Annotated in this window: 24 protein-coding genes; 12 read left to right on the forward strand and 12 right to left on the reverse strand. The window is 74.7% G+C overall.

Annotated features, from left to right (window positions below):
- Positions 1–8: 8 nt before the first annotated feature.
- The 3 genes from fgd to cofG all read right to left on the reverse strand — a co-directional run bounded on the left by fgd (position 9) and on the right by cofG (position 4,997).
- On the reverse strand, positions 9–1,031 hold the full coding sequence (gene fgd, locus M8330_RS14345) for a glucose-6-phosphate dehydrogenase (coenzyme-F420) (RefSeq protein ID WP_250827898.1): 1,023 nt from the start codon (positions 1,029–1,031) through the stop codon (positions 9–11).
- A gap of 67 nt (positions 1,032–1,098) precedes the next feature.
- The gene (locus tag M8330_RS14350; protein ID WP_250827899.1) at positions 1,099–2,577 is read right to left on the reverse strand and encodes a flavin-containing monooxygenase; all 1,479 of its coding nucleotides are present in this window, start codon (positions 2,575–2,577) and stop codon (positions 1,099–1,101) included.
- A gap of 26 nt (positions 2,578–2,603) precedes the next feature.
- Positions 2,604–4,997 (reverse strand): 7,8-didemethyl-8-hydroxy-5-deazariboflavin synthase CofG, encoded by a 2,394-nt coding sequence (cofG, locus tag M8330_RS14355; protein WP_250827900.1) that lies wholly within the window; start codon positions 4,995–4,997, stop codon positions 2,604–2,606.
- Between the two features lie 136 nt (positions 4,998–5,133).
- On the opposite strand from cofG, the gene M8330_RS14360 reads away from it, so the two are divergent.
- Positions 5,134–6,624: a phospholipase D-like domain-containing protein gene (locus M8330_RS14360; protein WP_250827901.1), complete on the forward strand. Its 1,491-nt coding sequence runs from the start codon at positions 5,134–5,136 to the stop codon at positions 6,622–6,624.
- Between the two features lie 44 nt (positions 6,625–6,668).
- Here the strand turns inward: M8330_RS14360 and M8330_RS14365 are convergent, their stop codons facing one another.
- Entirely contained in the window at positions 6,669–6,995 is a 327-nt protein-coding gene (locus tag M8330_RS14365) for a hypothetical protein (protein WP_250054887.1), read from the reverse strand.
- Positions 6,996–7,172: 177 nt separating this feature from the next.
- Positions 7,173–8,288, reverse strand: coding sequence for an alanine dehydrogenase (ald, locus tag M8330_RS14370; protein ID WP_250827902.1), 1,116 nt, complete (start codon positions 8,286–8,288; stop codon positions 7,173–7,175).
- A gap of 192 nt (positions 8,289–8,480) precedes the next feature.
- On the opposite strand from ald, the gene M8330_RS14375 reads away from it, so the two are divergent.
- On the forward strand, positions 8,481–8,954 hold the full coding sequence (locus tag M8330_RS14375; RefSeq protein WP_250054891.1) for an Lrp/AsnC family transcriptional regulator: 474 nt from the start codon (positions 8,481–8,483) through the stop codon (positions 8,952–8,954).
- Positions 8,955–9,020: 66 nt separating this feature from the next.
- Positions 9,021–9,392 (forward strand): hypothetical protein, encoded by a 372-nt coding sequence (locus tag M8330_RS14380; RefSeq protein ID WP_250054892.1) that lies wholly within the window; start codon positions 9,021–9,023, stop codon positions 9,390–9,392.
- 32 nt (positions 9,393–9,424) lie between these two features.
- Here the strand turns inward: M8330_RS14380 and M8330_RS14385 are convergent, their stop codons facing one another.
- From M8330_RS14385 to M8330_RS14395, 3 genes are all read right to left on the reverse strand, one after another.
- Positions 9,425–10,216: a chromosomal replication initiator protein DnaA gene (locus M8330_RS14385; RefSeq protein ID WP_250827903.1), complete on the reverse strand. Its 792-nt coding sequence runs from the start codon at positions 10,214–10,216 to the stop codon at positions 9,425–9,427.
- A 161-nt stretch (positions 10,217–10,377) separates the two neighbouring features.
- The gene (locus tag M8330_RS14390; protein ID WP_250827904.1) at positions 10,378–10,770 is read right to left on the reverse strand and encodes a hypothetical protein; all 393 of its coding nucleotides are present in this window, start codon (positions 10,768–10,770) and stop codon (positions 10,378–10,380) included.
- A 104-nt stretch (positions 10,771–10,874) separates the two neighbouring features.
- Positions 10,875–11,159: a DUF1905 domain-containing protein gene (locus M8330_RS14395; RefSeq protein ID WP_250054898.1), complete on the reverse strand. Its 285-nt coding sequence runs from the start codon at positions 11,157–11,159 to the stop codon at positions 10,875–10,877.
- 321 nt (positions 11,160–11,480) lie between these two features.
- Here M8330_RS14395 and M8330_RS14400 point away from each other — a divergent pair, with 321 nt between their 5' ends.
- On the forward strand, positions 11,481–12,398 hold the full coding sequence (locus M8330_RS14400) for a pyruvate, water dikinase regulatory protein (protein ID WP_250827905.1): 918 nt from the start codon (positions 11,481–11,483) through the stop codon (positions 12,396–12,398).
- Between the two features lie 83 nt (positions 12,399–12,481).
- The gene (gene ppsA, locus M8330_RS14405; RefSeq protein WP_250827906.1) at positions 12,482–14,902 is read left to right on the forward strand and encodes a phosphoenolpyruvate synthase; all 2,421 of its coding nucleotides are present in this window, start codon (positions 12,482–12,484) and stop codon (positions 14,900–14,902) included.
- Here ppsA and M8330_RS14410 read toward each other — a convergent pair.
- The 3 genes from M8330_RS14410 to M8330_RS14420 form a co-directional block, all read right to left on the reverse strand.
- On the reverse strand, positions 14,847–15,446 hold the full coding sequence (locus M8330_RS14410) for a hypothetical protein (protein WP_250827907.1): 600 nt from the start codon (positions 15,444–15,446) through the stop codon (positions 14,847–14,849). The two genes, ppsA and M8330_RS14410, sit on opposite strands and share 56 nt — an antisense overlap.
- 167 nt (positions 15,447–15,613) lie before the next feature.
- Complete coding sequence (locus tag M8330_RS14415; protein WP_250054906.1) at positions 15,614–16,282, reverse strand: helix-turn-helix transcriptional regulator; 669 nt, start codon at positions 16,280–16,282, stop codon at positions 15,614–15,616.
- Positions 16,283–16,470: 188 nt separating this feature from the next.
- On the reverse strand, positions 16,471–17,412 hold the full coding sequence (locus M8330_RS14420) for a MerR family transcriptional regulator (RefSeq protein ID WP_250827908.1): 942 nt from the start codon (positions 17,410–17,412) through the stop codon (positions 16,471–16,473).
- A gap of 212 nt (positions 17,413–17,624) precedes the next feature.
- On the opposite strand from M8330_RS14420, the gene M8330_RS14425 reads away from it, so the two are divergent.
- Positions 17,625–17,978 carry a hypothetical protein gene (locus M8330_RS14425; RefSeq protein WP_250827909.1) on the forward strand — a complete coding sequence of 118 codons (354 nt, stop codon included), beginning with the start codon at positions 17,625–17,627 and terminating at the stop codon, positions 17,976–17,978.
- A gap of 46 nt (positions 17,979–18,024) precedes the next feature.
- Here M8330_RS14425 and M8330_RS14430 read toward each other — a convergent pair whose 3' ends face one another.
- On the reverse strand, positions 18,025–18,909 hold the full coding sequence (locus M8330_RS14430) for a sigma-70 family RNA polymerase sigma factor (RefSeq protein WP_250827910.1): 885 nt from the start codon (positions 18,907–18,909) through the stop codon (positions 18,025–18,027).
- Between the two features lie 467 nt (positions 18,910–19,376).
- On the opposite strand from M8330_RS14430, the gene M8330_RS14435 reads away from it, so the two are divergent.
- From M8330_RS14435 to M8330_RS14460, 6 genes are read left to right on the forward strand one after another with little or no spacing between them, the layout of a single operon-like run.
- Complete coding sequence (locus M8330_RS14435) at positions 19,377–20,351, forward strand: glycosyltransferase family 2 protein (protein WP_250827911.1); 975 nt, start codon at positions 19,377–19,379, stop codon at positions 20,349–20,351.
- Positions 20,348–21,361 carry a glycosyltransferase family 2 protein gene (locus tag M8330_RS14440; RefSeq protein WP_250054915.1) on the forward strand — a complete coding sequence of 338 codons (1,014 nt, stop codon included), beginning with the start codon at positions 20,348–20,350 and terminating at the stop codon, positions 21,359–21,361. Before M8330_RS14435 ends, M8330_RS14440 begins: the two co-directional genes overlap by 4 nt.
- The gene (locus tag M8330_RS14445; protein ID WP_284704740.1) at positions 21,358–22,818 is read left to right on the forward strand and encodes a glycosyltransferase family 2 protein; all 1,461 of its coding nucleotides are present in this window, start codon (positions 21,358–21,360) and stop codon (positions 22,816–22,818) included. The genes M8330_RS14440 and M8330_RS14445 overlap by 4 nt, the downstream gene beginning before the upstream one ends.
- Complete coding sequence (locus M8330_RS14450) at positions 22,818–23,978, forward strand: glycosyltransferase family 4 protein (protein ID WP_250054919.1); 1,161 nt, start codon at positions 22,818–22,820, stop codon at positions 23,976–23,978. The genes M8330_RS14445 and M8330_RS14450 overlap by 1 nt, the downstream gene beginning before the upstream one ends.
- A complete protein-coding gene (locus M8330_RS14455; RefSeq protein WP_250827912.1) occupies positions 23,975–24,685 on the forward strand; it encodes a serine acetyltransferase in 711 nt (236 codons plus the stop codon). Before M8330_RS14450 ends, M8330_RS14455 begins: the two co-directional genes overlap by 4 nt.
- Before the next feature lie 3 nt (positions 24,686–24,688).
- Positions 24,689–26,884, forward strand: coding sequence for a hypothetical protein (locus M8330_RS14460; protein ID WP_250827913.1), 2,196 nt, complete (start codon positions 24,689–24,691; stop codon positions 26,882–26,884).
- The last annotated feature ends 6 nt before the right edge of the window (positions 26,885–26,890 follow it).

A 26,890-nucleotide genomic window follows, 5' to 3' on the forward strand; every position in this document is an offset into this window, starting at 1 on the left:
GGGCCGGGTCAGCCCTGGGCGGCCGGGGTGAGCTCGCGCAGCGCGGGCGCCACCTCGGCGCCGAACTCGGTCAGGAACGTGCGCTGGTCGTGGCCGGGGGCGTGGAAGACGAGGTGGTTGAAGCCGGCGTCGGTGTACTGCCTGACCTGCTCGACGACCTCCTCGGGCGAGGTCGCGACGATCCAGCGCTGGGCGACCTGCTCGATGGGCAGCTCGTCGGCGACGCGCGCCATCTCCACGGGGTCGGTGATCGAGTGCTTCTGCTCGGGGGTCAGCGACAGCGGGCCCCAGAAGCGGCAGTTCTCCAACGCGGCCTCGCGGGTGTGGGCGTAGCTGACCTTGATCTCGATGGTGAGGTCCTGCTCCTGACCGGCGTACGGGCCGAGCGCGCGGCCCTCCTCGCGGGCGGGCAGCAGCTTCTCGGTGTAGAGGTCCATCCCCTTGCCCGACGTGCAGATGAACCCGTCGCCCATCCGGCCGGAGTACTTGGCCACGGTCGGGCCGCCGGCCGCGACGTAGACGGGCACCTCGATCTCGGGGCGGTCGTAGACGGTCGCGTCGACGGTGGAGTAGTACTCGCCCTCGAAGGTCACCCGCTCCTCGCGCCACAGGGTCCGGATCAGGCGGACGGCCTCGCGCAGGCGTCCGAACCGCTCCTTGAACTCCGGCCACTCGAAGTCGCCGAGCACGGCCTTCTCGTTGAGCGCCTCACCGGTGCCGACGCCCAGGATCACGCGCCCCGGGTACAGGCAGCCCAGCGTGCCGAACGCCTGGGCGATGAGGGCCGGCGGATAGCGGAAGGTCGGGGTCAGCACGCTGGTGCCCAGCTGGACCCGCTCGGTGCGCTCGCCCACGGCCGAGAGCCAGGAGAGCGAGAACGGCGCGTGCCCGTCGACGTGGCGCCACGGCTGGTAGTGGTCGGAGACCCAGACCGAGTCCAGGCCCACCTCCTCGGCGGTGACACCGAGCTCCACCAGCTCGCGCGGGGCGAACTGCTCTGCGGAGGCCTTGTAGCCGAGCTTGAGGTCCACGTCTGCTCCTTCGGGTGGCCGCGCCCTCGCGACCGGTTCGACGACTGTCGTCAACCTAGCCGCCACGTCACGACGACGGGGTGACGCACTCCACCTGGCCGCGGGTGGACGCCGTGGGCACCCGCACGAACGCGGAGGGGTCGAAGTGGCCGTTGCGGCGGCGGAACTCGGCCGCCCGCTCCGGCCACACGAGCGTGAGGCGGCCGGACCGCTCGTCGAGGTACCACGAGCGGCAGCCCCCCTGCGTCCACACGGTGCGGGCGGCGAGCGTGTCGACGAGGTCGGTGTAGGCGGTCTCCGCCTCGGCCCGCACGTCCAGCGCCCCGGCCCCGTCGCGCAGGGTGCGCAGCGCGCCCAGCACCAGCTCGGCCTGCGCCTCGACCACCTCGAACGCGGAGTGGTGGCCGAGCGTCCCGTTGGGGCCGTTGAGCACGAACAGGTTCGGGAACCCGTGGACGACGGTGGAGGCGTGGCTGGTCATGCCGGCTGACCAGTGCTCGTCGAGGCTCACGCCGTCGCGACCGCGCACCAGCGGCGCGTACGGCTGCCGGGTGGTGGCGTAGCCCGTGGCCAGCACGAGGACGTCGACCTCGTGCCGGGTCCCGTCGGCAGCGACCAGCGTGCAGCCCTCCACGCCCGCCAGCGCCGGCGCCACGGTCACGTCCTCGCGCTGCAGCGTGGGGTACCAGTCGTCGGAGAACAGGGCCCGCTTGCAGCCGATCTCGTAGTCGGGCGTGCACGCCTCCCGCAGGACGCCGGCCGGCACCTGCGCCTCCAGGTGCGCCAGCGCCGTGCGGCGCAGTGCGGCGGCCGCGTCCGACCCGGCGAGGCGGGCCTCGAAGAGCTCGTCGGCACGCGCGGAGAGGCCGGCCCGGTCGAGCGCGTCGGGGGCGGCGGTGTCCGGGTCCGGCGCGGGCAGGACCCACGGCGGGGTGCGCTGCAGGAGCACGGTGCTCGCCGCCTCGTCGGCCACGTGCGGCAGCAGCTGCACGGCGCTGGCACCCGAGCCGACGACGCCCACGCGCAGCCCGGCCAGAGGCCGTGTGTCCCAGGCGGAGGAGTGGAAGACCCGTCCGGTGAACCCGGCGAGGCCCGGCACGTCGGGCAGCCGCGGCTGGGTCAGGCGGCCGGCGGCGAGCACCAGCGCCTCGGCCGCCAGCGTCTCCGGGCCGTGCGGCCCGGCGAGGGTGAGCAGCCAGTGGTCGCCCTGCCAGTCCGCGCCGGTCAGCGCGGTGCCGGTGCGCAGGTGCGGGCGCAGGCCCTCCTCGTCCGCGGTGCGGACGAGGTAGTCGTGGATCTCGGCGCCGCCGGCGAACGCGCCCGACCAGGAGCCCGGCCGGAACGAGTAGGAGTACAGGCGCGAGGGGATGTCGCAGGCGACGCCCGGGTAGACGTGGTCGCGCCACACGCCGCCGACCTCGTCGGCGCGCTCCAGCAGCGCCAGGTCGTCGGGCCCCTGCACGAGTCCCTCGCGCACCAGCCTCGTGGCCAGCCCGAGCCCGGCGATGCCCGCGCCGACGACGGCCAGGCGCACCCGGTCGCTCACCCGGTCACTGGTCACCCGGTCACTGGTCACCCGGCCACCAGCGGGGCGACCCGGTCGTAGAGCGTGGTGCGCTGCGCGACGGGACGCCCCACCTCGGCGGCGATCCGCTCCAGGTCGCGCGGGGTCAGCTGACGACCCCGCTCGGGCCCGGCGCCGGGGTCGAGGACGCCGTCGAGCAGCACGCCCCCCAGGTCGTCGGCGCCGCCGGTCAGCACGTGCTGGGCGCCGCGCACGCCGAGCTTGGGCCAGGCGGCCTGGAGGTGGGAGATCCGGCCGTCCAGCAGCAGCCGGGCCACCGCGTGCAGGGCCCGGGTCTCGCGAAGCGTGGGGCCGGGGCGGCCGCCGGGCACGGACGTGTCGACGGGCACCGGGGACTGCGCGGGCACGAACGGCATGGCGATGAGCTCGGTGAACCCGCCGGTGCGCTCCTGCACGCCCGCGAGCGTGCGCAGGTGCGCCACCTGCTGGGCGGGTGACTCCACGTGGCCGTAGACGATCGTCGCCGTCGAGCGCAGGCCCGCCGCGTGGGCGGTCTCGATGGAGGCCAACCAGTCGGCCACCGGCACGTCGGTGCCGCCGGAGAGCACGGCGCGCACGTCGTCGTCCAGGATGCGCGCGGCGGTGCCGGGCACGGTGCCGACGCCGGCCTCGCGCAGCCTGCGCAGCCAGGTGGGCACGTCGACGCCGGCGCGGCGGGCGCCGTCGAGCACCTCCGCGGGCCGGAAGGCGTGCAGGTGGACCGGGGTGCCGTGCGGCCCGGTGACCGAGGTGATCGCCCGGACGATCGCGAGGTACGCCTCGGCACCGCCGTCGACCGGCGGCAGCCCCTGGACGCAGACCTCGGTGGCGCCGAGCGCGGCGGCCTCCTCGGTCAGCGCGGTCAGGCGCGCGGGGGCGAGCAGCGGGTCGAGGTTGCGGTTGACCACGTAGGTGACGGTCTCGCCCACGCGGTCGCGGCGGACCTCGTCGGCCAGCGCCGTCAGCCGCTCCAGGTCGGCACCGTCGGCGGCCAGCAGGCGCGTGTAGCCGGCGTCGTCCAGGCTGCTCGGCCCGCGCTCGGCGGCGCGCAGCAGGTCGCCGACCTCGGAGGTCAGCACGGCGGGCGCGGCCGCCCGGGGCGCGGGCGAGGGGCCCTCGGGGGAGCGACCTGCGACGGCGTCGTCCAGCGCGAGGCCGTCGGCGTCCGCCATCGCCAGGACGACGGGCAGCAGCCGGTCGTCGACCCACTGCGCCCCGGGCCCGCCGGCGGCGTCGCGGGCCGCGCGCAGGTAGGAGGGGTGGGTGGTGAGCCGCTCGCGCAGCGCGAAGCCGAGGCCGGCGCAGCGCTCGGCGAGCGCCTCGACCTCGGGCCAGGGCCGCTCGGGGTTCACGTGGTCGGGGGTGAGCGGGCTGATGCCGCCCCAGTCGTCGATGCCGGCGCGCACGAGCAGCGCGAGCTCCTCGGGATCGGCCAGGTTGGGCGGGGCCTGCACCCGCATGCCCGGGCCGAGCACCAGGCGCGTCACGGCCACGGCAGCCGCGTGCTCGGAGGCGTCCAGGTCGTCGCGGTGCCGCATCGCGGTCGTCGACTTCGCGCGGAAGTTCTGCACGATCACCTCCTGGAGGTGGCCGTGGCGGGCGTGGGAGTCGCGCAGCGCGAGCATCGCCTCGACCCGCTCGGCCGGGGTCTCCCCGATGCCGAGCAGCACGCCGGTGGTGAACGGGACGCCGGCCTGGCCGGCATCCTCGAGCACCCGGAGTCGGACCGCGGGCTCCTTGTCCGGGGAGAGGTGGTGCGGCTGGCCCGGCTCGGCCCACAGGCGCGTGGACGTCGTCTCGAGCATCATCCCCATGGAGGGCGCCGCGTCCTTGAGCAGCTGCATCTCCGACCAGGTCAGCACGCCGGGGTTGAGGTGCGGCAGCAGGCCGGTCTCGCGCAGCACCAGCCGCGCCATGTCGCCGACGTAGTCCAGCGTGGAGGCGTACCCGTGCTCGTCGAGCCAGGCGCGCGCCTCGGGCCAGCGGTCCTCCGGGCGGTCGCCGAGCGTCAGCAGCGCCTCCTTGCAGCCCAGCGCCGCCCCGCCCCGCGCCACCTCGAGCACCTCCTCGGCGCTCATGTACGGGGCGATGCCCTGCGCCCGCAGCCGCGCGGGGGACTGCACGAACACGCAGTAGTGGCAGCGGTCGCGGCACAGGTGGGTGAGCGGGAGGAAGACCTTGCGCGAGTAGGTGAGGACGCCGGGACGCCCGGCGGCCTCGAGGCCGGCGTCGCGCACGCGGCCGGCCAGCGCGAGCAGCCGGTCGAGGTGCTCCCCGCGCGCGGCGAGCAGGGCCTCGGCGTCGCGGGGGTCGGTCAGCGACCCCGCGGCCTCCGCCCGCCCCAGGGCGTCACCGACCTCGGGGAGGTCGGGAGCCAGGACGACGGGGAGCTGCGGTGCCACCGACCCAGCATGCCTGCCACGCGGTCGCGGGGCGACACCGAGGCGGCGCCCGCCCTGCGACCCGGTGGTGCGGACCGCCCCACGTCACGCCCGCGGACCGCTGCCGCCGGGCCCCGTCGACCACTAGCCTCCCCGCATGGACCCGGACATGCCCACGTGGGAGGTCGAGGTGCTCGCCGCCTGGGCCGCGATCTGGCTGGTGGTCGAGACGGCACTGCGGATCTGGGCGATCGGCACCGTGCCCAAGGACCGCCGCCCCGGCTCGGCCACGGCGTGGCTGATGCTCATCTTCTGGCTGCCCTTCATCGGCCTGCTCCTGTTCGCGCTCATCGGCAGCCCGTGGCTGCGCGGGCGCCGGGAGCGGCAGCAGCAGGCGGCCACGGCGCTGATGGCGGAGAAGACGAGCGAGTTCCCGCTCGTGCCGCAGGGCGCCGACGCCGACCCGCACCTGGAGTCGGTGCTGCGGATGAACCGCTCGCTGACCGGGCTGCCGTGCGTCACCGGCGGGGTCGAGGGCGTGCACCCCGACACGGCCGCGGCGTTCGCGGCCATGGCCCGGGCCGTGGACGCGGCGCGCGACCACGTCCACGTGGAGTTCTACATCCTCGCCTGGGACGAGACGACCGCGCCGGTGATGGAGGCCCTGGAGCGGGCGGCCGGACGCGGCGTCGAGGTGCGGCTGCTCATGGACCACCTGGGCTCGCGGGCCTACCCGGGCTTCAAGCAGCTCCAGCGACGGCTGACCGACGGTGGCGTCCGCTGGTCGCTGATGATGCCGATCGCGCCGCTCCAGGGCCACTGGCGTCGCCCCGACCTGCGCAACCACCGCAAGCTGCTGGTCGTCGACGGCGAGCGCGCGTTCGTCGGCTCGCACAACCTGATCGAGCCGGCCTACGGCAGCGAGAAGAACCGCCGGATGGGCCGGGCGTGGACCGACCTGACCGTCGAGGTCTCCGGTGACGTCGTCACCGAGGTCTCCGCGGTCTTCGCCACCGACTGGTACCTGGAGACCGGCGAGGTCCTCGGGCCCGACCGGTACTTCCCCGACCAGCCCGACCTGGTGCCCGGCGGCACCGCCCACGCGATGCAGCTGGTGCCCTCGGGCCCCGGGTTCCCGACCGAGCCGAACCTGCGGATGTTCACCACCCTGATCAGCCAGGCGACCTCGTCGGTCACCATCACCAGCCCCTACTTCGTGCCGGACGAGGCGCTGCTGGGCGCCATCACCTCCGCCGTGCACCGGGGCGTGCGCGTGGAGCTGTTCGTGGGGGAGAAGGCCGACCAGTTCCTCGTCGGCCACGCCCAGCGCTCCTACTACGGGCAGCTGCTCGAGGCCGGGGTGCTCATCCACCTGTACCCGCCGCCCACGGTGCTGCACAGCAAGTACCTCACCGTCGACGACCGGATCGGCGTGCTCGGCTCCTCGAACATGGACTTCCGCTCCTACGCCCTCAACTCCGAGATCATGCTGCTCGGCTTCGGCGGCGACCTCGTGGCGGCGCTGCACGAGGTGGACGAGTCCTACCGCTCGGTCTCGCGGGTGCTGACCAGCGAGGAGTGGGCGGCGCAGCCGGCGCTGCACCGGTGGCTCGACAACGCCTGCCGGCTCACCGCGGCGCTGATGTAGCGCCGCGGACGGTGCCGAGCCAGGGCTCGGCGCCGGCGCCGGGATCAGTGCTCGGGCGAGGTCTCCACGGCCAGCCGCGCGAGCAGCTGGTCGAGCTCGGCGAGATAGGCCTCCGGCGTCCAGGAGCCGGTGAGGAGGCCGCGGCGCACGGCGAAGAGACGAAGGCGCACGGGGCCGGTGACGTCGGCGTGCCGACGCTCGTGCCGGGCCAGCTCGCGCAGCAGGTGCGAGGTGGCGTCCGCGCAGGCGGCGCGGCTCTGCTCGGTGTGGTCGGGGTGGTCGGCCGTGGGGCGGGCCTCGGCGTCCGGGTGGACGGCGGGGGCCGGCTCGGCGGCGACGGCGCTGGCCGGGGAGCGGTCCAGGTCGTTCATGCGTCCTCCTCGGGTCGCGCGTGGGGCGTGGCCCCGGGGTCGGACGGACGCGCGGGTGCGCGGCCGACAGGATGAGTCTCCCCTCCCATCGGCCGCGCGTACCTCGACTTCAGCGAGTTTTTGCTCGCCCACGGGCAACCGTTCACGTCCTCGGTCGCCCGGCGGGTGCGGCTCGGCTCAGGCGAGAGCCTCGGCCAGGCTGCCGGCGGTGTAGCCGGTCGCCTCGGCGACGGGGGTGTTCACCACGGTACCCGCCAGCGTGTTGAGGCCCTTCGCCAGGCTGGCGTCGCTGCGCATCGCGTCCTTCCAGCCCTTGTTCGCCAGAGCCACGGCGTAGGGCATCGTGGCGTTGGTGAGGGCGTAGGTGGAGGTCACGGGGACGGCGCCGGGCATGTTCGCCACGCAGTAGAAGGTCGAGTCGTGCACCTCGAACGTCGGGTCGTCGTGCGTGGTGGCGCGGGTGTCCTCGAAGCAGCCGCCCTGGTCGACCGCGATGTCCACGAGCACCGAGCCCGGCTTCATCTGGGCGACGAGGTCGTTGGTGACCAGCTTCGGGGCCGCGGCACCCGGGATCAGCACCGCGCCGATGACCAGGTCGGCCTGGGTGACGTGCTGCTCGATGGCCAGCTTGGAGGAGGCCAGGCCGTGCACCCGGTTGTCGTAGCGCCAGAACGACATGCGCAGCTTGTCCAGGTCGGTGTCGAGCAGCGTGACGTCGGCACCCATGCCGAGGGCGATGTTGGCGGCGTTCTGGCCGGAGACACCGGCGCCGATGACGACGACCTTGGCGTTGGCGACACCGCCGACGCCGCCGAGCAGGACGCCGCGTCCGCCCTGGGCCTTCATGAGGGAGTGGGCACCGACCTGGGGCGCCAGGCAGCCGGCGACCTCGGACATCGGGTAGAGCAGAGGCAGCGCGCCGGACCCGAGCTGCACGGTCTCGTAGGCGATGCCGGTGGTGCCCCGGGCGACGAGCTCGTCGGTCAGCTTCTGGTCGGCCGCGAGGTGGAGGTAGGTGAAGAGGGTCAGGTCGTCGCGCAGGCGGTGGTACTCCTCGGCGACCGGCTCCTTGACCTTCATGACCATCTCGGCGTCGCCCCACGTGCTGTCGGCGTCCGGGACGATGGTCGCGCCCACCGCGGCGTACTCGGCGTCGGTGATCTGCGAGCCGAGGCCGGCGCCGGCCTGGACGAGGACCTCGTGGCCGTGGGCCGTCAGCTCGGCGACGCCGAGCGGGGTGATGCCGACGCGGTACTCACGGTTCTTGACCTCGGTGGGGACGCCGATCTTCACTGCGGGCTCCATTCTGCTGCGACGCGCGGCCGCGACGGTGGTGGCGGGGATCTGCGGCCATCGTCGTCCTCCCGTGCGGTGCGGCGCCAGGGGTACGCGCGAAGGTTCGGTGGAGGGTTCGGTTTCTCGACTATCCTGCGGTCGCTGCCGCGTCTGCGGCGCGGACGGCTGAACATTCTTCGAGGGGGCCGCATGATCGACGGGCTGGACGACGTGGACGCAGCGATCCTGGAGGTGCTGGCCGTCGACGGCCGGATCGCCAACAACGCGCTGGCCGAGCGGGTCGGGGTGGCGCCGTCGACCTGCCTCGCGCGCGTGCGCGCCCTGCGGGAGCGGGGAGTGGTCCGTGGCTTCGCCGCCGACATCGACCCCGCCGCCCTGGGGCACCCGATCCAGGCGATCATCGCCGTCGTCATGGCCTCCCACGCCCGAGACCGGCTGATGGCCTTCATGGACGAGGCGCGCCAGATGCCCGAGGTGCTCAACGTGTACCTGCTCGGCGGCGAGGAGGACTTCTTCCTGCACGTCGCGGCGCCCACCGTGGAGAACCTGCACGAGGTGGTCATCGGGCGGCTCTCCGGCCACCCGGACGTCGCCTCCACACGCACGAGCCTGGTCTTCAAGTACGCCCGCTCCGGCCGCGTGCCGCTCTCGGCGACCCGCTGACCGCGGCCCCCGGGCCGCCCCGGCCCCGGCCAGGAACACGGCGCCCACGCCCGGTGTTGGGTCGGCATGGAGAACCGGGGGTACCACGACCGCTACACCTGGGCGCAGTCGCTGTTCGGGATGAACGACTACCGCGGCGCCATCAAGGAGCTCGAGTCGCTGCTGGCCGAGCTCGCGGTGGACGAGGACGCCGGCCGCGCGGGCGTCACCGACGCCCGGCTGCTGCTGGCCCGCGCCTACTTCCACTCGGCCAGCCTGGGGCGCGCCGAGTCCACGGCCCGCGCAGTGCTCGCCGAGGACCCCACCGACGCCTACGCTGCGCTGCTGTTGGCGCGCACGCTCGAGCGGCAGGCCCGGCCCGAGGAGGCCCAGATGCTGCTGCGCCGCGCCGCGGTCCTCGGTGCGCCGGGCACGAGCCTGGCCGACCTGGACCGCTGACGCGGCGCGCGCGGGCGGGGGGAGCGCCGGCCTCAGCCGGCCTCCTGCTGCCGCGCGTCGCGGTCGGAGAGCAGCCGGGAGAGCACCGAGTAGACGAGCACCAGCGACAGCGTGCGCTGGGTGAACGTCTGCCGCAGCAGGGGCGCGAGGATCTCGGCCCACTCGGCGTCCTTGGCGGCCACGCTCAGCAGCAGCTGCTGGGCGAGGCCGTCGCCGGACCCGCCGGCGAGCATGAACGTCACGTCCAGGTGCGTGGCCCGCGGGTGCACGCCCACGTGGACGAGGTCGTCGTCGGTGACCGCGACCGCCGCCGCCGCGAGGGTGCTCATCAGGCGCTCCTCGCCGGGGCGCGCGCTGGGCGTGGGCCACAGGGCGAACGCGTTGCGGGCGAACTGCCGGCCCAGGCGCAGGCACTCGTCGGGCTGGGGCTCCCAGGCGCCGTCCGTGCTGACCGGGCCGGTCGGGCCGGCGGGGGAGCCCTGGTACGGGTCGTCCCACGTCCCCTCGTCGGTGTCCTCGAGGGGGACGAGGTGGGGTGCCGCGTGCGCTCCCGTCTCGTGGCCGGTCGGGTAGCCGGAGCCGAAGTCGGCGGCGAAGCCGACCGGTCCGGGCTCGCTCGGCCGGGGGTGCAGCGGGACGGGGGCGCTGCTGCCCGCCTCGTGCGGCCCGTCGTCGGACGGGTTGCTGGGGTGGTCAAGGGGGTGGTCGTTCGACGGCAGTGGCAGGGGGCCTCGCGGCCGGCCCTGCTCGGACGCGCCTGTGGGCGTCCGCCGTCGACGTCCGAGGGCCCACCAGGGGCGCGCGGCATCGTCGCGTCGGCTCATGTAGATCACGCCTCCGTGCGTGTTCGCGGAATCCTTCCGGGGTGCCATTCGGCACCACCGGACCCCGCCTGAGGCACCGGCGCTGTGGCCCGCGCCGCGGGACGGAGGGATCGTCAGGCGGAGGGATCGTCAGGCGGAGGGGCCGTCAGATGGAGGGGCCGTCAGGCGGAGGCGGGCGTGCCGAACGTGAGGACGAGCTCCGCGGTGTCGCTCTCCCCGTTCTCCAGGGCGCCGGCGAGCACGTGCGCGACGGCGGAGCCGACCGCGGCGGCGTCGCCGGCGGGGAGCCGGACGCCGGCCCCCGGGATCTCCACCAGCCAGCCGTGGCCGCTGCGGCGCACCCGGAGGGAGAGGGCCTCGGCCTCGCCGGAGACGTCGGTGCTCTCGAGCCCCGGGGGGTCGGCGGTGGTCGTGGGGACGGCGGCGCCCGCCGTCTCCTGCGGGTCCGCGGCCGGCGCGGGGAACCAGGTGTCACCTGGGAGGTCCGTGCGGCGGGGGCCGGTGCCCCTGCCGCGCACGGGACGTCCGCCCGCGTTGCTGCCGAGAGAGATCATGGGTGCGCTTCCTGCTCCGAGAGGGCGTCAGGATTAACCCGACGAGGGGGCAGCATCTCACGAAACGGGCGCGAGTGGCACCGTCGTGCCGCCGTGGCGGCGCGTCAGCCCAGGTGCAGCACGAGGGAGACCTCGTCCCCCGGCTCCACGCCCTCGGCCGCGCGCACGGCCTTCTTCAGCGGCACCAGGAAGCCGCCGTCCCGCGGGATGAGGGAGGTGGTGAAGGTGGTGGCGCCCAGCACGCCGCGGGCGGGGACGCAGCCCCAGCCGTAGGTGAGCGCGGCGGCGGCCTCGCGCAGCTCCGGGAGCACGTCCTCGGGCACGGGGACGAAGTGGTGCGGCGCGGGTCCGCGCCACTCGATCACGGTGCCGCGCACGGGGATCTCCACGGGCCCGATCCTACGGTCGACGCACGGCCGGCCCGGGTCGTCCGGCCTGGCACGTGCTAGCACATCGAGCGTCAGAGCGGTGCGACGGTGGATCGATCCAATCGCCAAAACGTGACCGAGGCCACGCTCCGGCGCGCGTTTCTGCTGGTGGAGTCCTGTCCCAGTCCGCCTCGGATCGCTACGGTTCGTGACCCGGGCGAGGCGCCGGACCGGCCGGCGGACCCGCCCGCGGGGTCACGGCAGGCCCACGCCCCACGGCCCAGCACTTCTCCTCAGCACGACGACTCAGCACCGCGACCCAGGACCACCCAGGGAGGCTCGATGGTTCTCCAGCACCCGGGTGAGGTCGGCCGCGCCGGCGGCTCCGCCGGCAGCGTCACCGAGGTGGTCGCGCGGGCCGTCGCGGAGGAGAGCGTCCCGGTGCTGTTCCTCTCCGACTCCACCGGCATCAGCGCCGAGACCATGGGCAACGCCCTGCTGATCCAGTTCCCCGACGTCCACTTCGAGCGCGCCAGCGTGCCGTTCATCGACTCCCCCGAGCAGGCGCTCTCCATCGTCGCCGAGCTGGACGCGGCGCTGGACTCCGGCGTCACGCCCCTGGTCTTCTGCACCGCCGCCGACACCGGGGTGCGCACCGCCCTGCTGACCGCACGCGCCCCCGTGATCGACCTCTTCGACATGCACATGCAGCGGGTCGAGCAGATCCTGGGCCGCACCGGCGAGCGCGAGGCGATGCGGCTGCACGGCGTCGGCGACATCAAGCGCTACAACGCGCGGATGGCGGCGGTGGAGTTCACCATCGAGCACGACGACGGCCAGAGCCTGCGGGCGCTCGACAAGGCCGACGTCATCCTCCTGGCGCCCTCGCGCTGCGGCAAGACGCCCACCTCCATGTACCTCGCGCTCCAGCACGGCTTCTTCGTGGCCAACTACCCGCTGGTGGACGAGGACCTCGAGCTCGACAAGCTGCCGCGCCCCGTCGAGGAGTACCGCGAGCGGTGCTTCGGGCTCACCACCACCGTCGAGCGGCTCAGCCGCGTGCGCTCCGAGCGCCGCCGCGGTTCGCGCTACGCCTCCAGCGAGCAGTGCCGCTGGGAGCTGCGCCGCGCCGCCACGATCTACGACCGCCACCGCATCCCCGTCATCGACTCCTCGGAGAAGTCGGTGGAGGAGATGGCCACGCTCATCCTCCAGCAGCACGTCCGCCAGGTGCGGGCGGCTGCTCGTGACGGTCAGTGACGACCGTGCCCCGCCACACCGCAGCACCCACCGCAGCACCCACCGCAGCACCCGCCCAGCAGCACCAGCAGAAGGAGCTCACGATGAGCGCAGGCACGAGCGCAGGCACCACCCACGACAACGTCCGGTGGTTCTCCGAGCTGGGCCTGGGGGACCTCGAGCAGGTGGGCGGCAAGAACGCCTCGCTGGGCGAGATGGTCAGCCACCTCACCGACCTCGGCGTACGCGTGCCCAACGGGTTCGCCACGACCGCCGACGCCTTCCACCGGTTCATCGGCGACACAGGCCTGGCCGAGCGGATCTCCGGCATCCTCGCCGGCCTCGACATCGACGACACCCGGGCTCTCGCCGCGGCCGGCAAGGAGATCCGCGAGACCGTGGTGGCCCAGCCGTTCCCGGCCGACCTGGAGGCCGACGTCCGTGCGGCCTACGAGCAGCTGACCGGCGAGGCCGGGGCCGAGGCGTCCTTCGCCGTGCGCTCCTCGGCCACCGCCGAGGACCTGCCCGACGCCTCCTTCGCCGGCCAGCAGGAGACCTTCCTCAACGTCCGCGGGATCGACGCGGTGCTCACCGCGATCCGCGAGGTCTACGCCTCGCTCTACAACGACCGCGCCATCGCCTACCGCGTGCACCACGACTTCGCCCACGACGCCGTCGGCATCTCCGCGGGCGTGCAGAAGATGGTCCGCTCCGACATCGGCTCCTCCGGCGTCATGTTCACGATGGACACCGAGTCCGGCTTCACCGACGCCGTCTTCGTGACCAGCGCCTACGGCCTGGGCGAGGGTGTCGTGCAGGGTGCCGTGAACCCCGACGAGTTCTACGTCTACAAGCCCGCGCTGAGGGCCGGTCGCCCGGCGGTGCTCAAGCGCGGTGTGGGCGCGAAGGCCAGCAAGATGATCTACACGGACGACGCCACGGTCGGTCGGACCACGGAGTTCGTCGACGTCGAGCCCGCGATCTCCCGGACGCTGTCGCTGACCGACGCCGAGGTCACCGAGCTGGCCGCGCACGCGCTGGTCATCGAGGAGCACTACGGCCGCCCCATGGACATCGAGTGGGGCAAGGACGGCGTCGACGGGCAGCTGTACATCCTCCAGGCCCGCCCCGAGACGGTGCAGTCGCGGGCCTCCGGCGCGCTGGAGCGCTTCGCCATCGACCAGGCGGCCAGCAAGAAGGCCGAGGTCCTCGTCGAGGGCCGCGCCATCGGCCAGAAGATCGGTGCCGGGCCCGTGCGTGTGCTGGCCTCGATCGAGGACATGCACTCCTTCGACCCCGGCGAGGTGCTCGTCGCCGACATGACCGACCCCGACTGGGAGCCGATCATGAAGCGGGCCTCCGCCATCGTCACCAACCGCGGCGGCCGCACCTGCCACGCGGCGATCATCGCCCGCGAGCTGGGCATCCCCGCTGTCGTCGGCACCGGGGACGCCACGCGCACCCTCACCGACGGCACCGCCGTCACCGTGTCCTGCGCCGAGGGCGACACCGGGCTCGTCTACGCCGGCGCGATCGACTTCTCCGTCGAGCGCACCGAGCTGGACACCATGCCCGAGGTGCCGGTGAAGATCATGATGAACGTCGGCACGCCGGAGCAGGCCTTCGCCTTCTCCCGGCTGCCGCACGCAGGCGTCGGGCTGGCTCGGCTGGAGTTCATCATCAACCGGCAGATCGGCATCCACCCCAAGGCGCTGCTCGACCTCGAGGCGGACGCCGAGTCGCTGCCGCTGGACCTGCGCACCGAGATCAACGAGATCATCGCCGCCTACGACGGCCCGCGGGACTTCTTCGTCAAGCGCGTGGCCGAGGGCGTGGCCACCATCGGTGCGGCGTTCGCGCCCGAGAAGGTCATCGTGCGGATGAGCGACTTCAAGTCCAACGAGTACGCCAACCTCGTCGGGGGCGAGCTGTACGAGCCGCACGAGGAGAACCCGATGATCGGCTACCGCGGCGCCTCGCGGTACCTGTCCAAGGACTTCGCCGAGTGCTTCGCGATGGAGTGCGAGGCGATCAAGCACGTGCGCGACGAGATGGGCCTGACCAACGTCCGCATCATGATCCCGTTCGTGCGCACCGTGGCCGAGGCCAAGGGCGTGGTCGCGCTGCTCGCCGAGCACGGCCTGCGCCGCGGCGAGAACGGCCTCGAGGTCGTGATGATGTGCGAGGTGCCCTCGAACGCCGTGATCGCGGCGCAGTTCCTGGAGCACTTCGACGGGTTCTCCATCGGCTCCAACGACATGACCCAGCTGACCCTGGGCCTGGACCGCGACTCCGGCCTGGTCGCGGAGTCCTTCGACGAGCGCGACCCCGCCGTCAAGCACATGCTCAGCCTCGCCATCCAGGCCTGCAAGGACGCCGGCAAGTACGTCGGCATCTGCGGCCAGGGCCCCTCCGACCACGCCGACCTCGCCGAGTGGCTGCTGGAGCAGGGCATCGAGTCGATGTCGCTCAACCCCGACACGGTCGTCGACACCTGGCTGCGGCTGGCCGGGCAGAAGGCCTGAGGCCTAGCGGCGGGTGAGGCGGAAGCGGGTGGTGCGCAGGCGCTGCTCGCTCGTCCCAGCCGTCGCGCCAGGTCGCCAGCGCGCGCAGACGGTACCGGCCAGGGTCCACCGAGGACCGGCACAGCCGGAACGAGGCGCGCTGCTGCGCCGGGTCGACGCCCGAGACGAACGTCGCCGAGCCCACCCGCTCGCCCGAGGGCGCCACGAGCACGGTCTCGAGCATCCACTCCTCGCCGGGCGGCACCAGCGCGTAGCGGTAGGCGTAGGCGCGGCAGCCGCGACGCAGGCTCTGGTCGCGGGCCGCGGTCCGGCTGGCTCCGGCGGAGGCCGGCGCCGCCGCGTCCACCTCCAGCGCCTCCACCGCCCCGACGCCGTCGGGCGCCGCGGTGGTGGAGAAGGCGGGGACGGCGAGCAGGCCGAGCAGCAGGACGCCGGAGAGCCCGCGTGCCAGCAGGTCGCGCCGTCGCGGCGCGGCCGAGGCGAGCTCGGGGAGCGCGCCCACGACCGGGGGCGGGGGGACGGGGGACGGGCGGTGGCGACGCACGCGGGATCGCTCCTGCGGGGGAGGGAGGTGCCGCGCCCGGGGTGCGGAGCACGGCTGTTCACCCTCCACAACGCAGCGACGGCCCCGAGGTCACGCCTCGGGGCCGTCGCCGCGCAGTGGTGGTGTGCCGGGCTGTCCCCGGTGCCCGCCTCCCGGCGGGGAGTCGATCAGACGGCCAGGGCGGCGTCCTCGTCCTCGACCAGGCCGTTGGCCATGCCCCAGGCCACGGCCTGGGTGCGACGCTCGACGTCGATCTTGCGGTAGGCCTGGCGGATGTAGGTCTTGATCGAGTTGATCGACAGACCCAGCTGCTCGCCGATCTCGCCGTTGGTCAGACCGGCGGTGATGAGCGTGAGGATCTCCAGCTCGCGCGGGGTCAGGCGGCTGCCCGCGGGGCCCGAGGGCTGGGTGGGGGTGTGCAGCTTGGCGGGCTCGGGGGCGGCCTCCTGCACCGGGGCCGGGGTGTGCTGCGGCGGGGCGGGCACGCCGCGGCCGGAGACGATGTCCTCCATGGCGACGACCAGCTGGGCGGCGGTCATCGCCTTGGACAGGTACGGGGTGGCGGTGGTGCTGGGCAGCTGGTCGCCGGGCGCCCAGCTGAACACGACGGCCTGCGCCTCGGCGGCGGTCTGCAGGTTGCGCAGCATCGAGGCGCTGAACGCGGACTGGCCCATCGGCTCGTAGAGGACCACGTCCACCTCCTCGGGGTGCGCGAGGGCGGTCCGCACGTCGACGAGACGCACGCGGGACTCGTACGACCCGAGCAGGCTCTCGAGGCCTGCCACGGCGAGGTCGTGGTCGTCGACCAGGGTCACGGTCACGGGGGAGTTGCTCATCAGTTCACCTCTGCGTGTCGGGGTGCAGGCCGTGAACGCCTGCACAGGGTCTGTATCCGCCCGCGGAGGCCTTCAATCAGCCTCACCCTTGCGGGTCTGACGGTGACTCGGGTCACGAAGGACGACGGGTACGTCCCAGCGCCCGGTCGAGGGGTCGACAAGACGCCCCGGGACGCGCTCGGGAGGGGTCAGCCCGCGTTTGCGGCCTGGCGCTCGGTGCGCCGGGGGCTGCGCTGCACGAGCACCTGCGCGGCCGAGATCGGGTCGCCCTGCAGCAGCTCGCCGCCCCAGGAGTCGGCGAGCGCGTCGTCGGCCCCGGCGCCGGCCAGCAGCAGGCGGGACGAGGCGGAGATCCGACGCACGACCTCGACCGCGTGGTCGGGCAGCTCGAAGACGGTGCGCGCGGTGCCGGCCAGCACCACCACGTCCGGGCGGACCACCTCGCAGGCGACCTCGATGCTGGTCAGGGGGGTGTGCGGGCCCAGGAACCGGGTGCGCCAGCCGGCCCGCTGGAGCACCACCTCGAACGCCTTGAGCGCGATGTCGTGGGACTCCTTCGGCGGGCACGCCAGGAGCACGACGGGCCCGGTGCGCGAGCCCGGGCCGGCGGCCAGCGCGGCCAGCCGGCCGCGCACGACGTCGGAGGCGAAGTGCTCGTCGGCCACGTCGAAGTCGCCCAGCTGCCAGCCGACGCCCACGCCGGCGAGGAACGGCAGCAGCACCTCGCGGATGGCCGACTCGACCGAGAGGGCGGCGAACGCGCGGTCGATGGTGTCGTGCATGGAGCCGGTGTCGAAGGCGGTCATGGCCGTCTCCAGCTCGGCGCGCAGCGTCGCTGCGTCCACGGACGGCGGGGCCTCGCAGTCGGTGCGCGGGGCCTCGGCCTGGGCGCGGTCGGTGGCGAGGATGCGCGAGGCGGCCTGGGCGGCGGGAACTCCGTCGGCTCGGGCCGCCTGCATGGCGCGGGCGCGCCGCTCGTCCTCGGGGCCGTACATCCGGTAGCCACCGGTCGTGCGGACCGGGTTGAGCAGGCCGTAGCGCAGCTCCCAGGCGCGCAGCAGCGTCTCGCTCACGCCGACGCGCTTGGCGAGCGCGCCGATGCGGAACTGCTGGGACGGGCCGGAGGCCATCTCGCCCTCCTCTCCGACGCTCGGGCTACCAGGACGGCTCAACCTTATACGAACCCTTTACGGGAAGGGGGTTCGCGCGCGCCCGAGGTGCTCATGCTCCCACACCGCCGCGCGCCGGCAGGGGTCGGCCGCGCCCGTTCGCCGCTGGTGGGAGGCGCGGGCACGGGGAGGGGTGGTCGATACCTTCGACGGACCTTCGACAGTGTGCTTTCATGGAATCTGCACACCTGCTCATGCCGGCGGGTGTGTTCCACGCAGTCGTCGCACGAGAGGTCGAGCCGATGTCCGAGCGTCAGCCGATGGGTCGGCTGATCGATTCCCTGGGGGTCGAGCACCGCCCCGAGCAGGGGGAGCTGGTGCTGGGCGCCGTCGTCCTCCTCAAGGTGATGGAGCCGGACGGCGAGGTCTCGATGCGAGCGGCGTGGTCGCCCGGCCTGTCCTGGATGGAGCGTGTCGGCATGCACCAGGCGGCCGCGGCCGCCGACATGCCCGACCGGCCCGCCGACGTGTGGGGCTCCGAAGGTGTCGCGGACCGCGAGGCCGACGCCGACGACGAGCACCGCTGAGCCCCTTCCGCCGCGCGTCTGCCCGTGAGGTGGGGCCGGTCCGGCCTCAGGCCGCCGCGACGTCGCCGATTGCGGCGCGCAGCAGCGTCAGCACCCGCTGGAGCATGCGGCTGACCTGGACCTGGCTGAGGCCGAGGCGCTCACCGATGGCCTGCTGCGAGAGGTCCTCGCCGAAGCGGAGGTCGAGGGTGCGTCGCTCGACCGGCTGCAGGGTGGCCAGCACCCGCCGCAGCACGAGCCGCGCCTCCGCGCGCTCGAGGTCCTCCTCGCCCTGGGCCGGCTCGACGCCGGTCGCGGCCAGCGAGAGCTCGAGGGAGTCGGTGCTGTAGAGCTGGCGGGCGACGAGCGCCTCGCGGACGACGTCGAGGTCGGCGTCCACCTCGCGGGCCAGCGCTTCGAGGTCCTCGCGACCGACGCGGCTCAGGTCGCGGTCCGCCCGGACGAGGCGGGTGCAGGCGGCCTGCACCTGCCGCGGCGGGCGCACCGACCAGCCGTGGTCGCGGAAGTGTCGGCGGATCTCGCCGGTCATGGAGGGCACCGCGTAGGCCAGCAGGTCGTGGCCGGCGGAGACGTCGAAGCTGCGCACGGCTCGGACCAGTGCGAGGTAGGCGACCTGGCGCAGGTCCTCGAGCGCCACGCCGCGGTCGCGGTAGCGGCGGGCGACCGCCTCGGCGACGCGCATGTTGACCTCGACCACGCCGTCCAGGCAGGCGCGGCGCTCCGCCTCGTCCTGCGTGACGTGGGCGCGTCGCAGCAGGGTGCGCGTCACCTGTGCGCGCTCCTCGTCGCTCAGGCGGGCCGCGTCGACGGCGGAGACGAGCGGGGTGGCGGGTGCGGCCTCGTCGCCGGCCGAGGGCGCCTCGGCGGGCAGGAAGGGGCGGGGCGAGCCGCGGTGGGACTCGTGGCGGTCGTCCGCAGGTCCGGCACTCATCGCCAGCTCGTCTCCCTGTTCGTCGTCCCGAAGGTCGTCCGGGAACCGGTCTCGTCCACCGTGTTCGGTGCACACGATAGGTCAGGGGTCCACAAACCTTCCACAACCTCACCCCTTCGGTGCGTGGAGCGGGTGTGGCGCACACGTGTCCGGAGCGTGAAGCCGCAGGTCAGGAGCTAGGGGGCAACCCTCGACGAAGGGGGGTGAGCAGGGTTGGCCTGTCGGGGTGCGCAGGCTTCGCGCCCGCGTCTCACACACGGCTCACAGGTCGGTAAAGATTTCTTCCGGCAAGGCCCTGACCTGGGAAGACGTAACCCATACGGGGTATCGCCAGGCCGATCTGCCGCGACACCCCGGGGGGCGTCGAAAACCTGCTGCCACGACGTCAGGGGCCGCCTCTCGAGGCCCGGCGACGTCTGCCCTCACCGGCGACCCAGGACCTTGCACCCTCGCAGAACGGCCCTCCGATGCACCCCACGCAGACGCACCCCACCGACCACGCCGGCACCGTCGCCGGGCTCTCCGCGACCACCCGCGCGCACCAGGCCCACTCGTCCCACCTCGAGCTCCAGCCCGCCACCACCGCCCACCTCGCCCACCTGGCGGCCCACCAGGCCGCCTCCGCCGCCGAGGCCTCGCTGCCCTCGCGCGGCGAGGTCGGTGCCCGCCCGACCGTCACCGTCGTGGTGCCGGCCCGCAACGAGGCCCGCAACATCGGCCACGTCCTCGAGCGGCTGCCCGAGGGCATCGACCAGGTCGTGCTCGTCGACGGCAGCTCCCGCGACGACACCGTCGCCGTCGCCCTGGCCGTCCGGCCCGACATCGAGGTCGTGCACCAGGCCCGTCGCGGCAAGGGCAACGCCCTGGCCGCCGGCTTCGAGGCCGCCACCGGCGACTACATCGTCATGATCGACGCCGACGGCTCCATGGACCCCCGCGAGATCCGCCGCTACCTCGCCGCGCTCGACGCGGGCGCCGACTACGCCAAGGGCACCCGCTTCACCGACGGCGGCGGCTCCGACGACATCACCTGGGTCCGTCGCACCGGCAACAAGGCGCTCAACCTCACCGCCAACGGCCTGTTCGGCACCCGGTACTCCGACCTCTGCTACGGCTACAACGCCTTCCGCCGCTCCTGCCTGGAGGCCTTCGCGCTGCCCGACGGCCACGACATCGAGGCAGAGAAGCGCTGGGGTGACGGGTTCGAGATCGAGACCCTGATCAACGTCCGCGTCGCCAAGGCCGGGCTGCGGATCGCCGAGGTCGGCTCCTTCGAGTCCGAGCGGCTCACCGGCGAGAGCAACCTGCGCACCTTCCGCGACGGCACCCGCGTGCTCGTCACGATCCTGCGCGAGCGGCTGACCCGGTCGGCGCGTGCGCCGCGCCCGACCGCCGAGGAGTGCCCGGTCTGCGTGGCCGAGCCGGTGCGGAGCAGCGCGTGAGCACCCCGGTCACCAGCCCGCCCCCGGTCGGGGCCGGCACCACCCGCACCAGCGTGGCCGTCGTGGTCTGCACCTACACCCTCGACCGGTTCGAGGAGACCGTGGCCGCGGCGGGCTCCCTGCTCGACCAGGACCTCGTGCCCGACGAGGTCGTCGTGGTCGTCGACCACCACGAGGAGCTGCGGGCGCGCCTGCGCGAGCAGCTGCCCTCCCAGATCAGGGTCGTGGCCAGCGCCGGCCCGCGCGGCCTCTCCGGTGCCCGCAACACCGGTGTCGCCGCCACCACCGCCGACGTCGTCCTCTTCCTGGACGACGACGCCGTCGCCGACGCGGGGTGGGTCTCCGCCATGCTCACCCCGTTCACGGACGACGGCGTGGTCGGTGTCGCCGGCTGGGCCGAGCCGGCCTGGGCCGAGCCCGGCCCGCCGCGGTGGTTCCCCGCCGCCTTCCTCTGGGTCGTCGGCTGCAGCTACGAGGGCCTGCCGGCCGACGGCTCCCGCGTGCGCAACCCGATCGGCGCCGCCATGGGGTTCCGCCGCGACGCCGTGATGGCCGCGGGCGGGTTCTCGGCGGCCATGGGCCGCGTCGGCAGCCTGCCCGTCGGGTGCGAGGAGACCGAGATGGCCATCCGGGTCGCCGAGGCGCTGCCGGAGGGCCAGATCCTGCTGGCCCGCGGCGCCACGGTGCTGCACCGGGTCGGCGCGCCGCGCCGCAGCCTGCGCTACTTCGTCCGCCGCTGCTACTGGGAGGGCGTCTCCAAGGCCGTCGTCTCCGCGCACGTCGGCTCCGGGGCCGCGCTGGAGACCGAGCGCTCCTACGTCGCCCGCACCCTGCCGGCCGCCGCCGGCCGCGGGGTGCTCGACGCGCTGCGCGGCGACCTCACCGGGCTCGGCCGCTCCTGCGCGGTCACGCTCGGCCTGGCCGCCACCGGCACGGGCTACCTGCGTGGCCGGGCCACCGGACGACGCGCCGTGCCCGTGCCCGTCGCGGCCGTGGGGGAGGCGGCATGAGCGCCACCACCCGGACTCCCGAGCGGCTCGCCGTCTGGTGCACCGAGCTCGAGCTGACCGACCGACCCGGCGGCCTGGTGCCGCCGCCGGGACGGACCACGGAGCGAGCCCGCGTGCTCCTGCGGCTGCACGGCCGCGTCCTCGGCATCGTGGAGGTGCCCGCGGGGCCCTCGCACCTGGTCGCCGAGGTGCTGCTGGCCGGCCTCGGGCCCGCGGGTGCCGCCCGCCTGGCCGACGAGCTGGCCGAGTGCGTCACCGAGGGCTGCGTGGAGGACCCCGCGGCGCCGCTGCACGCCCACCCGCGACTGCGCGGCGAGGCCGACGCGGACGCCCCGCTGGTCACCGTCGTGATCTGCACCCGCGACCGCGCCGACCAGCTGGTCACCTGCCTCGCCACGCTGCGGCGGCAGGACCACCCGGCCATGGAGGTCGTCGTCGTCGACAACGCCCCCTCCGACGACGCCACGCAGGTCGCCTTCGGGTCGGCCGTCGGCGACGACCGCCGCTTCCGCTACGTCCGCGAGGACGTCCCCGGCGTCTCGGCCGCCCGGAACCGCGGCCTCGCCGAGGCGCACGGCGGGATCGTGGCCTACACCGACGACGACGTGCACGTGGACTCCTCCTGGGTCTCCGCGACCGCCCGGGCGTTCGCCGAGCACCCGGCCGCCGCGTGCGTCACCAGCCTCGTCTGCGCCCGCACCCTCGACACCCCGGCGGAGCGGTTCTTCGACGACCGCGTCTCCTGGTCGCTGGCCTGCGAGCCGCGCACCTACACCCCGCTGGAGGCCACCGAGCCGCTGCACCCGTTCGCCGCGGGCGCCTTCGGCACCGGCGCCGGCATGGCCTTCCGCACGAGCGTGCTGCGCGACCTGGGCGGCTTCGACGAGCTGCTCGGGGCGGGCACGCCCACGCGGGGCGGGGAGGACCTGGACGCCTTCGCCCGGGTGCTGCTCGCCGGCCACGAGCTGCACTACGAGCCCTCCGCGGTCGTGTGGCACTCGCACCGGGCCGACCTGCCGTCCCTGCGCAAGCAGATGCTCGGCTACGGCTCCGGCCTGTCGGCCTACCTCACCAAGCACCTGCTCGACGAGCACAGCCGCCGGCTGATGCTCGCCCGCGTGCCGCGCGGCGTGGCGCACTACGCGCGCGGCGCCCGCCGCGTGGTCGGGCACGAGGACGTCGCCACGGCGACGGCTCCCGGCGCGCCCCGCTCCACCGGCGGCATCGACGGCGCCACCACCGGCGGGCACGGCCTGCCCACCACCGGGCTCCTGGCCCGCGAGCTCGCCGGCCTGGCCGTCGGCCCGCTCTGGTACCTGCGCGCGGCCCGACGACGTCGTCGGGACGCGGCGCCCACCCCCCCCCCCCCGCCCCGCCCCCCCCCCCCGGCCGCCCCGGCGCCGGGCCGCGCGGGCCGGGCCCCGGTCCCCCCGCCGGCCACCCCGGAGGTGGCCTGATGCACGTCCTCGTCAACGTCAACGCCCTCGGCCCCGTCGGCGGCGTCGAGCAGAGCACCCTCCAGGTCTCGCGCGGCCTCGCCGAGCGCGGCCACCAGGTCAGCGTCCTGTACCGCCGCGGCGGGGAGAACGCCGAGGAGTGGCGCGACGTCGCCACCGACCTGCGGCAGGTGTCCTCGTTCGACTGCGCCGGCGTCCGCGCACCGCTCGACCTCCTCCGCCTCGCCCCGGCGGTGCGTGCCGCCGCGCGGTGGAAGCCCGACGCGATCTGGCTGAACCGCGCCGAGCAGCTCGTCTGGGGCGCCGCCGCCTCGCGGGCCGCCGGCTGCCCGCTGGTCGTGCACGTGCGCACCCACCTGCCTGTCCCGTTCCTGCCGGTGGTCGGCCGGGCCGGCGACGAGTACCTGGCGGTCTCCGACTTCGTCCGCGAGCGCTGGATCGCCTCGGGCCTGCCCGCCGAGCGCATCACCACCCTGCACAACGGCATCGACCCGGCGGCCTACCCCGAGGGTGGCCTGCACGAGCGGGCCGAGGCCCGCGCCGAGCTCGGCCTGCCGGCCGAGGGCCGGGTCGTGCTCTCCTACGGGCGCCAGGACCCCGCCAAGGGCGTGGACCTGCTGCTCGAGGCGTGGCGGACGATGCCGGGCCGGCGCCCCGAGGACCGGCTGGTCCTCGCCGGCGACCCCGGCCCGCGGCACGGCGGCTACGTCGACGCCCTCAAGGTCAGCGCGCCGGACGGGGTGGTCTGGCTGCCCTCGCGCGCCGACGTCGTCCCGCTGCTGCACGCCGCCGACGTGGTGGCGCTGCCGGCCCGCTGGCAGGAGGCCTTCGGGCGCGTCGTCGTCGAGGCGATGTCGACCGGGCGGCCCGTCGTGGCCAGCGCGGTGGGCGGCGTGCCGGAGATCCTCACCGGCGAGCACTCCGCCGGCCTGTGCGCCCCGGGCAGCGTCGCCGACCTGGCCGCGCGGGTCGCCGGGCTGCTGGACTGGCGCCAGGAGGACCCGGGCCTCGGCGCCCGCGCCCGCCGGCACGTGGCCGACCACTTCGGGCTCGACCGCGTGGTCACCGGCGTCGAGGGCGCGCTCCAGCGCGCCGTCGCCGCCCGCGCCACGGCCGCGACGGTCCCGGCAGCCGTGACCTCGGACGGCGTCCCGGCATGAGCACCACGGCGCAGCCCACGACCGGGCTCACGACGGGCCCGGCTTCCTCGGACGAGGCGGGCCTGCCCGGCCCGGGCGACCGGCTGCGCACCTGGGTGCTGCGGGACTGGGCGGTCAACGCCGGGTACCCGGACTCCCGGGCCTGCCTGGCGGTGTTCCGGTTCTCCCAGTTCGCCGCCGCCCGCTGGGGCCGCCCCGGCCGGGTCGTCGCCCTGGTCTGCCAGGCGCTGAACGCGCTCGCGCTCGGCGTGGAGCTGCCGGCGGTGTGCCCGGTCGGGCCGCGGCTGCGGCTGTTCCACCCGCACACGGTGATCGTGAACCCGGGCGTCCGCCTGGGTGCGGACTGCGTGCTGCGGCACGGGGTCACGCTCGGCAACGTCGTCGACGCCGACGGCCACGAGCGCGGCAACCCGGTGCTCGGTGACCGGGTCGAGCTCGGCGCGACCTGCGCGGTCCTCGGCCCCGTCCACGTGGGTGAGGGCGCGCGCGTCGGTGCCCTCTCGGTCGTCACCCGCGACGTCGCCCCCGGGGTGGTCGTCGTGGGCTCGCCCGCCCGCCCGCTCACCCCCGGCTCCGCCGGCACCCCCCAGGACACACCGCAGGACACGCAGCACCAACCAGAGCACCAACCAGAGCAGCACCCCGATCAGCACAGGGCCGACGTCGTCCCACCCACCCCCGCTCCTTCGCTCCCGCACGAGGTCTGAGTCATGAGCCACGACATCCTGCCCGACCCCGCGGTCGGCCCCTCCAGCCCCGCGTCACCGGCCCCCGAGGCCACCGACGCCACCACCGACGCCACCACCCCCAGCCGGCACGCCTCCGCGCCCGCCGGCTCCCGGCTCGCGCTGGGTGCCACGGCGGCGCTCGCGCTCGTCGTCCCGCTGCTCACGCTGACCGACCTGCCGGTGCCGGTCGTCCGGCCGCTGCTGGTCGTGGCCTTCGTGCTCCTCGTGCCGGGCGTCCCGGTCGTCTCGCTGCTCGGCATGCGCGACGCCTGGGCCCGGGTCGTCACCGTCGGCCTCGTCAGCGCCGGCAGCCAGGTCGTCCTGGCCACCGCGCTGGTGACCGCCGGCGTGCTCGACGCCCTCGCGGTGACCGCCGTGATCGGGCTCGTCGGGATGCTGCTCACCATCCTGGCCTGGCAGGGCACCCGCCCCGGTGACGGCGCGGCGGCCACGCTGGCCGCGGCACGCGAGCGGGTCTCGCTCGCCGCGCAGGGCGCCGGCCCGATGCTGCTCGCCCTCGGCGCCGTGCTCGCCGTGTGGGCCGTGGGCGTGGCCCGCGCCGGCACGGACGAGTTCGACGACCTCGGCCTGGTCGCCTCGCTGGGCCCGGCCGTCTGGGTCGCCGTGGCCGCCCTCGGCCTGCTCTGCGCCCTCGAGCTGCGCCGCAGCCACCCCCGCGGCCTCGTGGCCGGCGCGCTGGTCCTCGCGGTGGTGCTCGTGCTCCAGGGCACCCCGGTGATCGTCGAGGGCGTCGGTGGCGTCCCCGTCGGCTGGCTGCACCTCTCCTTCGCCGACCACATGGCCGAGACCGGCGGCATCCTCACCGGCAAGGACGCCCGCTTCTCCTGGCCGGGCTTCTTCGCGCTGCTCGGCGTGGTCGTGCCCGCCGCCGGCCTCGGCGACGGCGCCGACCTGCTGCGCTGGGCCCCGCTGCTCAACGGCCTGCTCGTGCTCCCGCCGCTGGTGCTGCTGGCCCGCTCCGTCTCCCGCTCGGCACGCGTCGTCGTCCTCGCCCCGCTCGTCTACGCCGGCTTCAACTGGTACCAGCAGGACTACCTCGCCCCGCAGGCCATGGCCCTGCTCCTGATGCTCGGCGTCGTCGCCGTCCTCCTGCACGTCGGACGAGGCGGGGTCGGCGAGCCCACCGTGGACCGCCACGTCCTGCTCGGCCTGATGCTGCTGCCGCTGGCCGCCATCGCGGTCAGCCACCAGCTCACCCCGCCCGTGACGGTCGGGATGCTGCTGGTCCTCGCGATCGCCAAGCGCACCGCCCTGCCGAAGCTGTGGCTGGTGATGCTGGCCTTCACCGTGCTGTGGACGGTCTTCGGCGCCAGCGACTTCTGGATGGGCCACCTCGACCAGATCTTCGGCACCGTCGGCCAGGTCGACGGCAACGTCACCGCCGGCGTCGCCGACCGCGTCGTCGGCACCGACGGCCACGTGCGGATGCTGGCCCTGCGGATGGTGCTCTCGGCCCTCGTGCTGCTCCTCGGTGGCCTCGGCTTCCTGCGGCTCGTCCGCGACCCCGCGCAGCGCCGCACCGGCTGGATGCTCGCCGCCCTGGCGATGGGTCCCTTCGGCCTGATCCTGCTGCAGAGCTACGGCGGCGAGGTCGTCATGCGCTGCTTCGTCTTCGCGCTGCCGGCCCTCGCGGTGCTCGCCGCGACCGGCATCGAGGGCGTGCTCGGCATCCGCGGCGAGGCCGCCGCGACGCCCACCGGGGCCCGGGCCATGGTGCTGCCGGTCGTCGGCGGCGTGCTGCTCGCCCTGGTCCTGGCCACGCAGGTGGCGGCCCGCGGTGCGAACGCCCCGTTCGAGGAGACCAGCGCCACCCAGCTGGAGGCGACGCGCCTCCTGGTCGAGCAGCGCGGCGACGACGAGGTCGTCCTCTCCTTCGGCTGGCAGAACCCGCTCGGCCTGCTGCCGGCCGCCCAGCCGCGCAACCAGGAGGCCTCGGAGGAGACCTGCGGGTCGCTGGGCTTCGGCCTGGAGTGCGTCGAGCACTGGGACGCCGAGTGGATCTACGCCTCCGCCACCGACGACGCCTACTGGGCCCTCACCACCGGCGAGCCGGGCCAGGGCATGGCGATCGCAGAGGAGCTGCTCGCGCAGGGCGGCTGGGTCGAGGTCTACCGCGCCGACGACGTCCTGCTCCTCGCGGCCGCGGACCGAGGTTGATCCCCG

It is taken from the genome of Nocardioides bruguierae (assembly GCF_023656415.1).
Lineage (GTDB): Bacteria > Actinomycetota > Actinomycetes > Propionibacteriales > Nocardioidaceae > Nocardioides > Nocardioides bruguierae.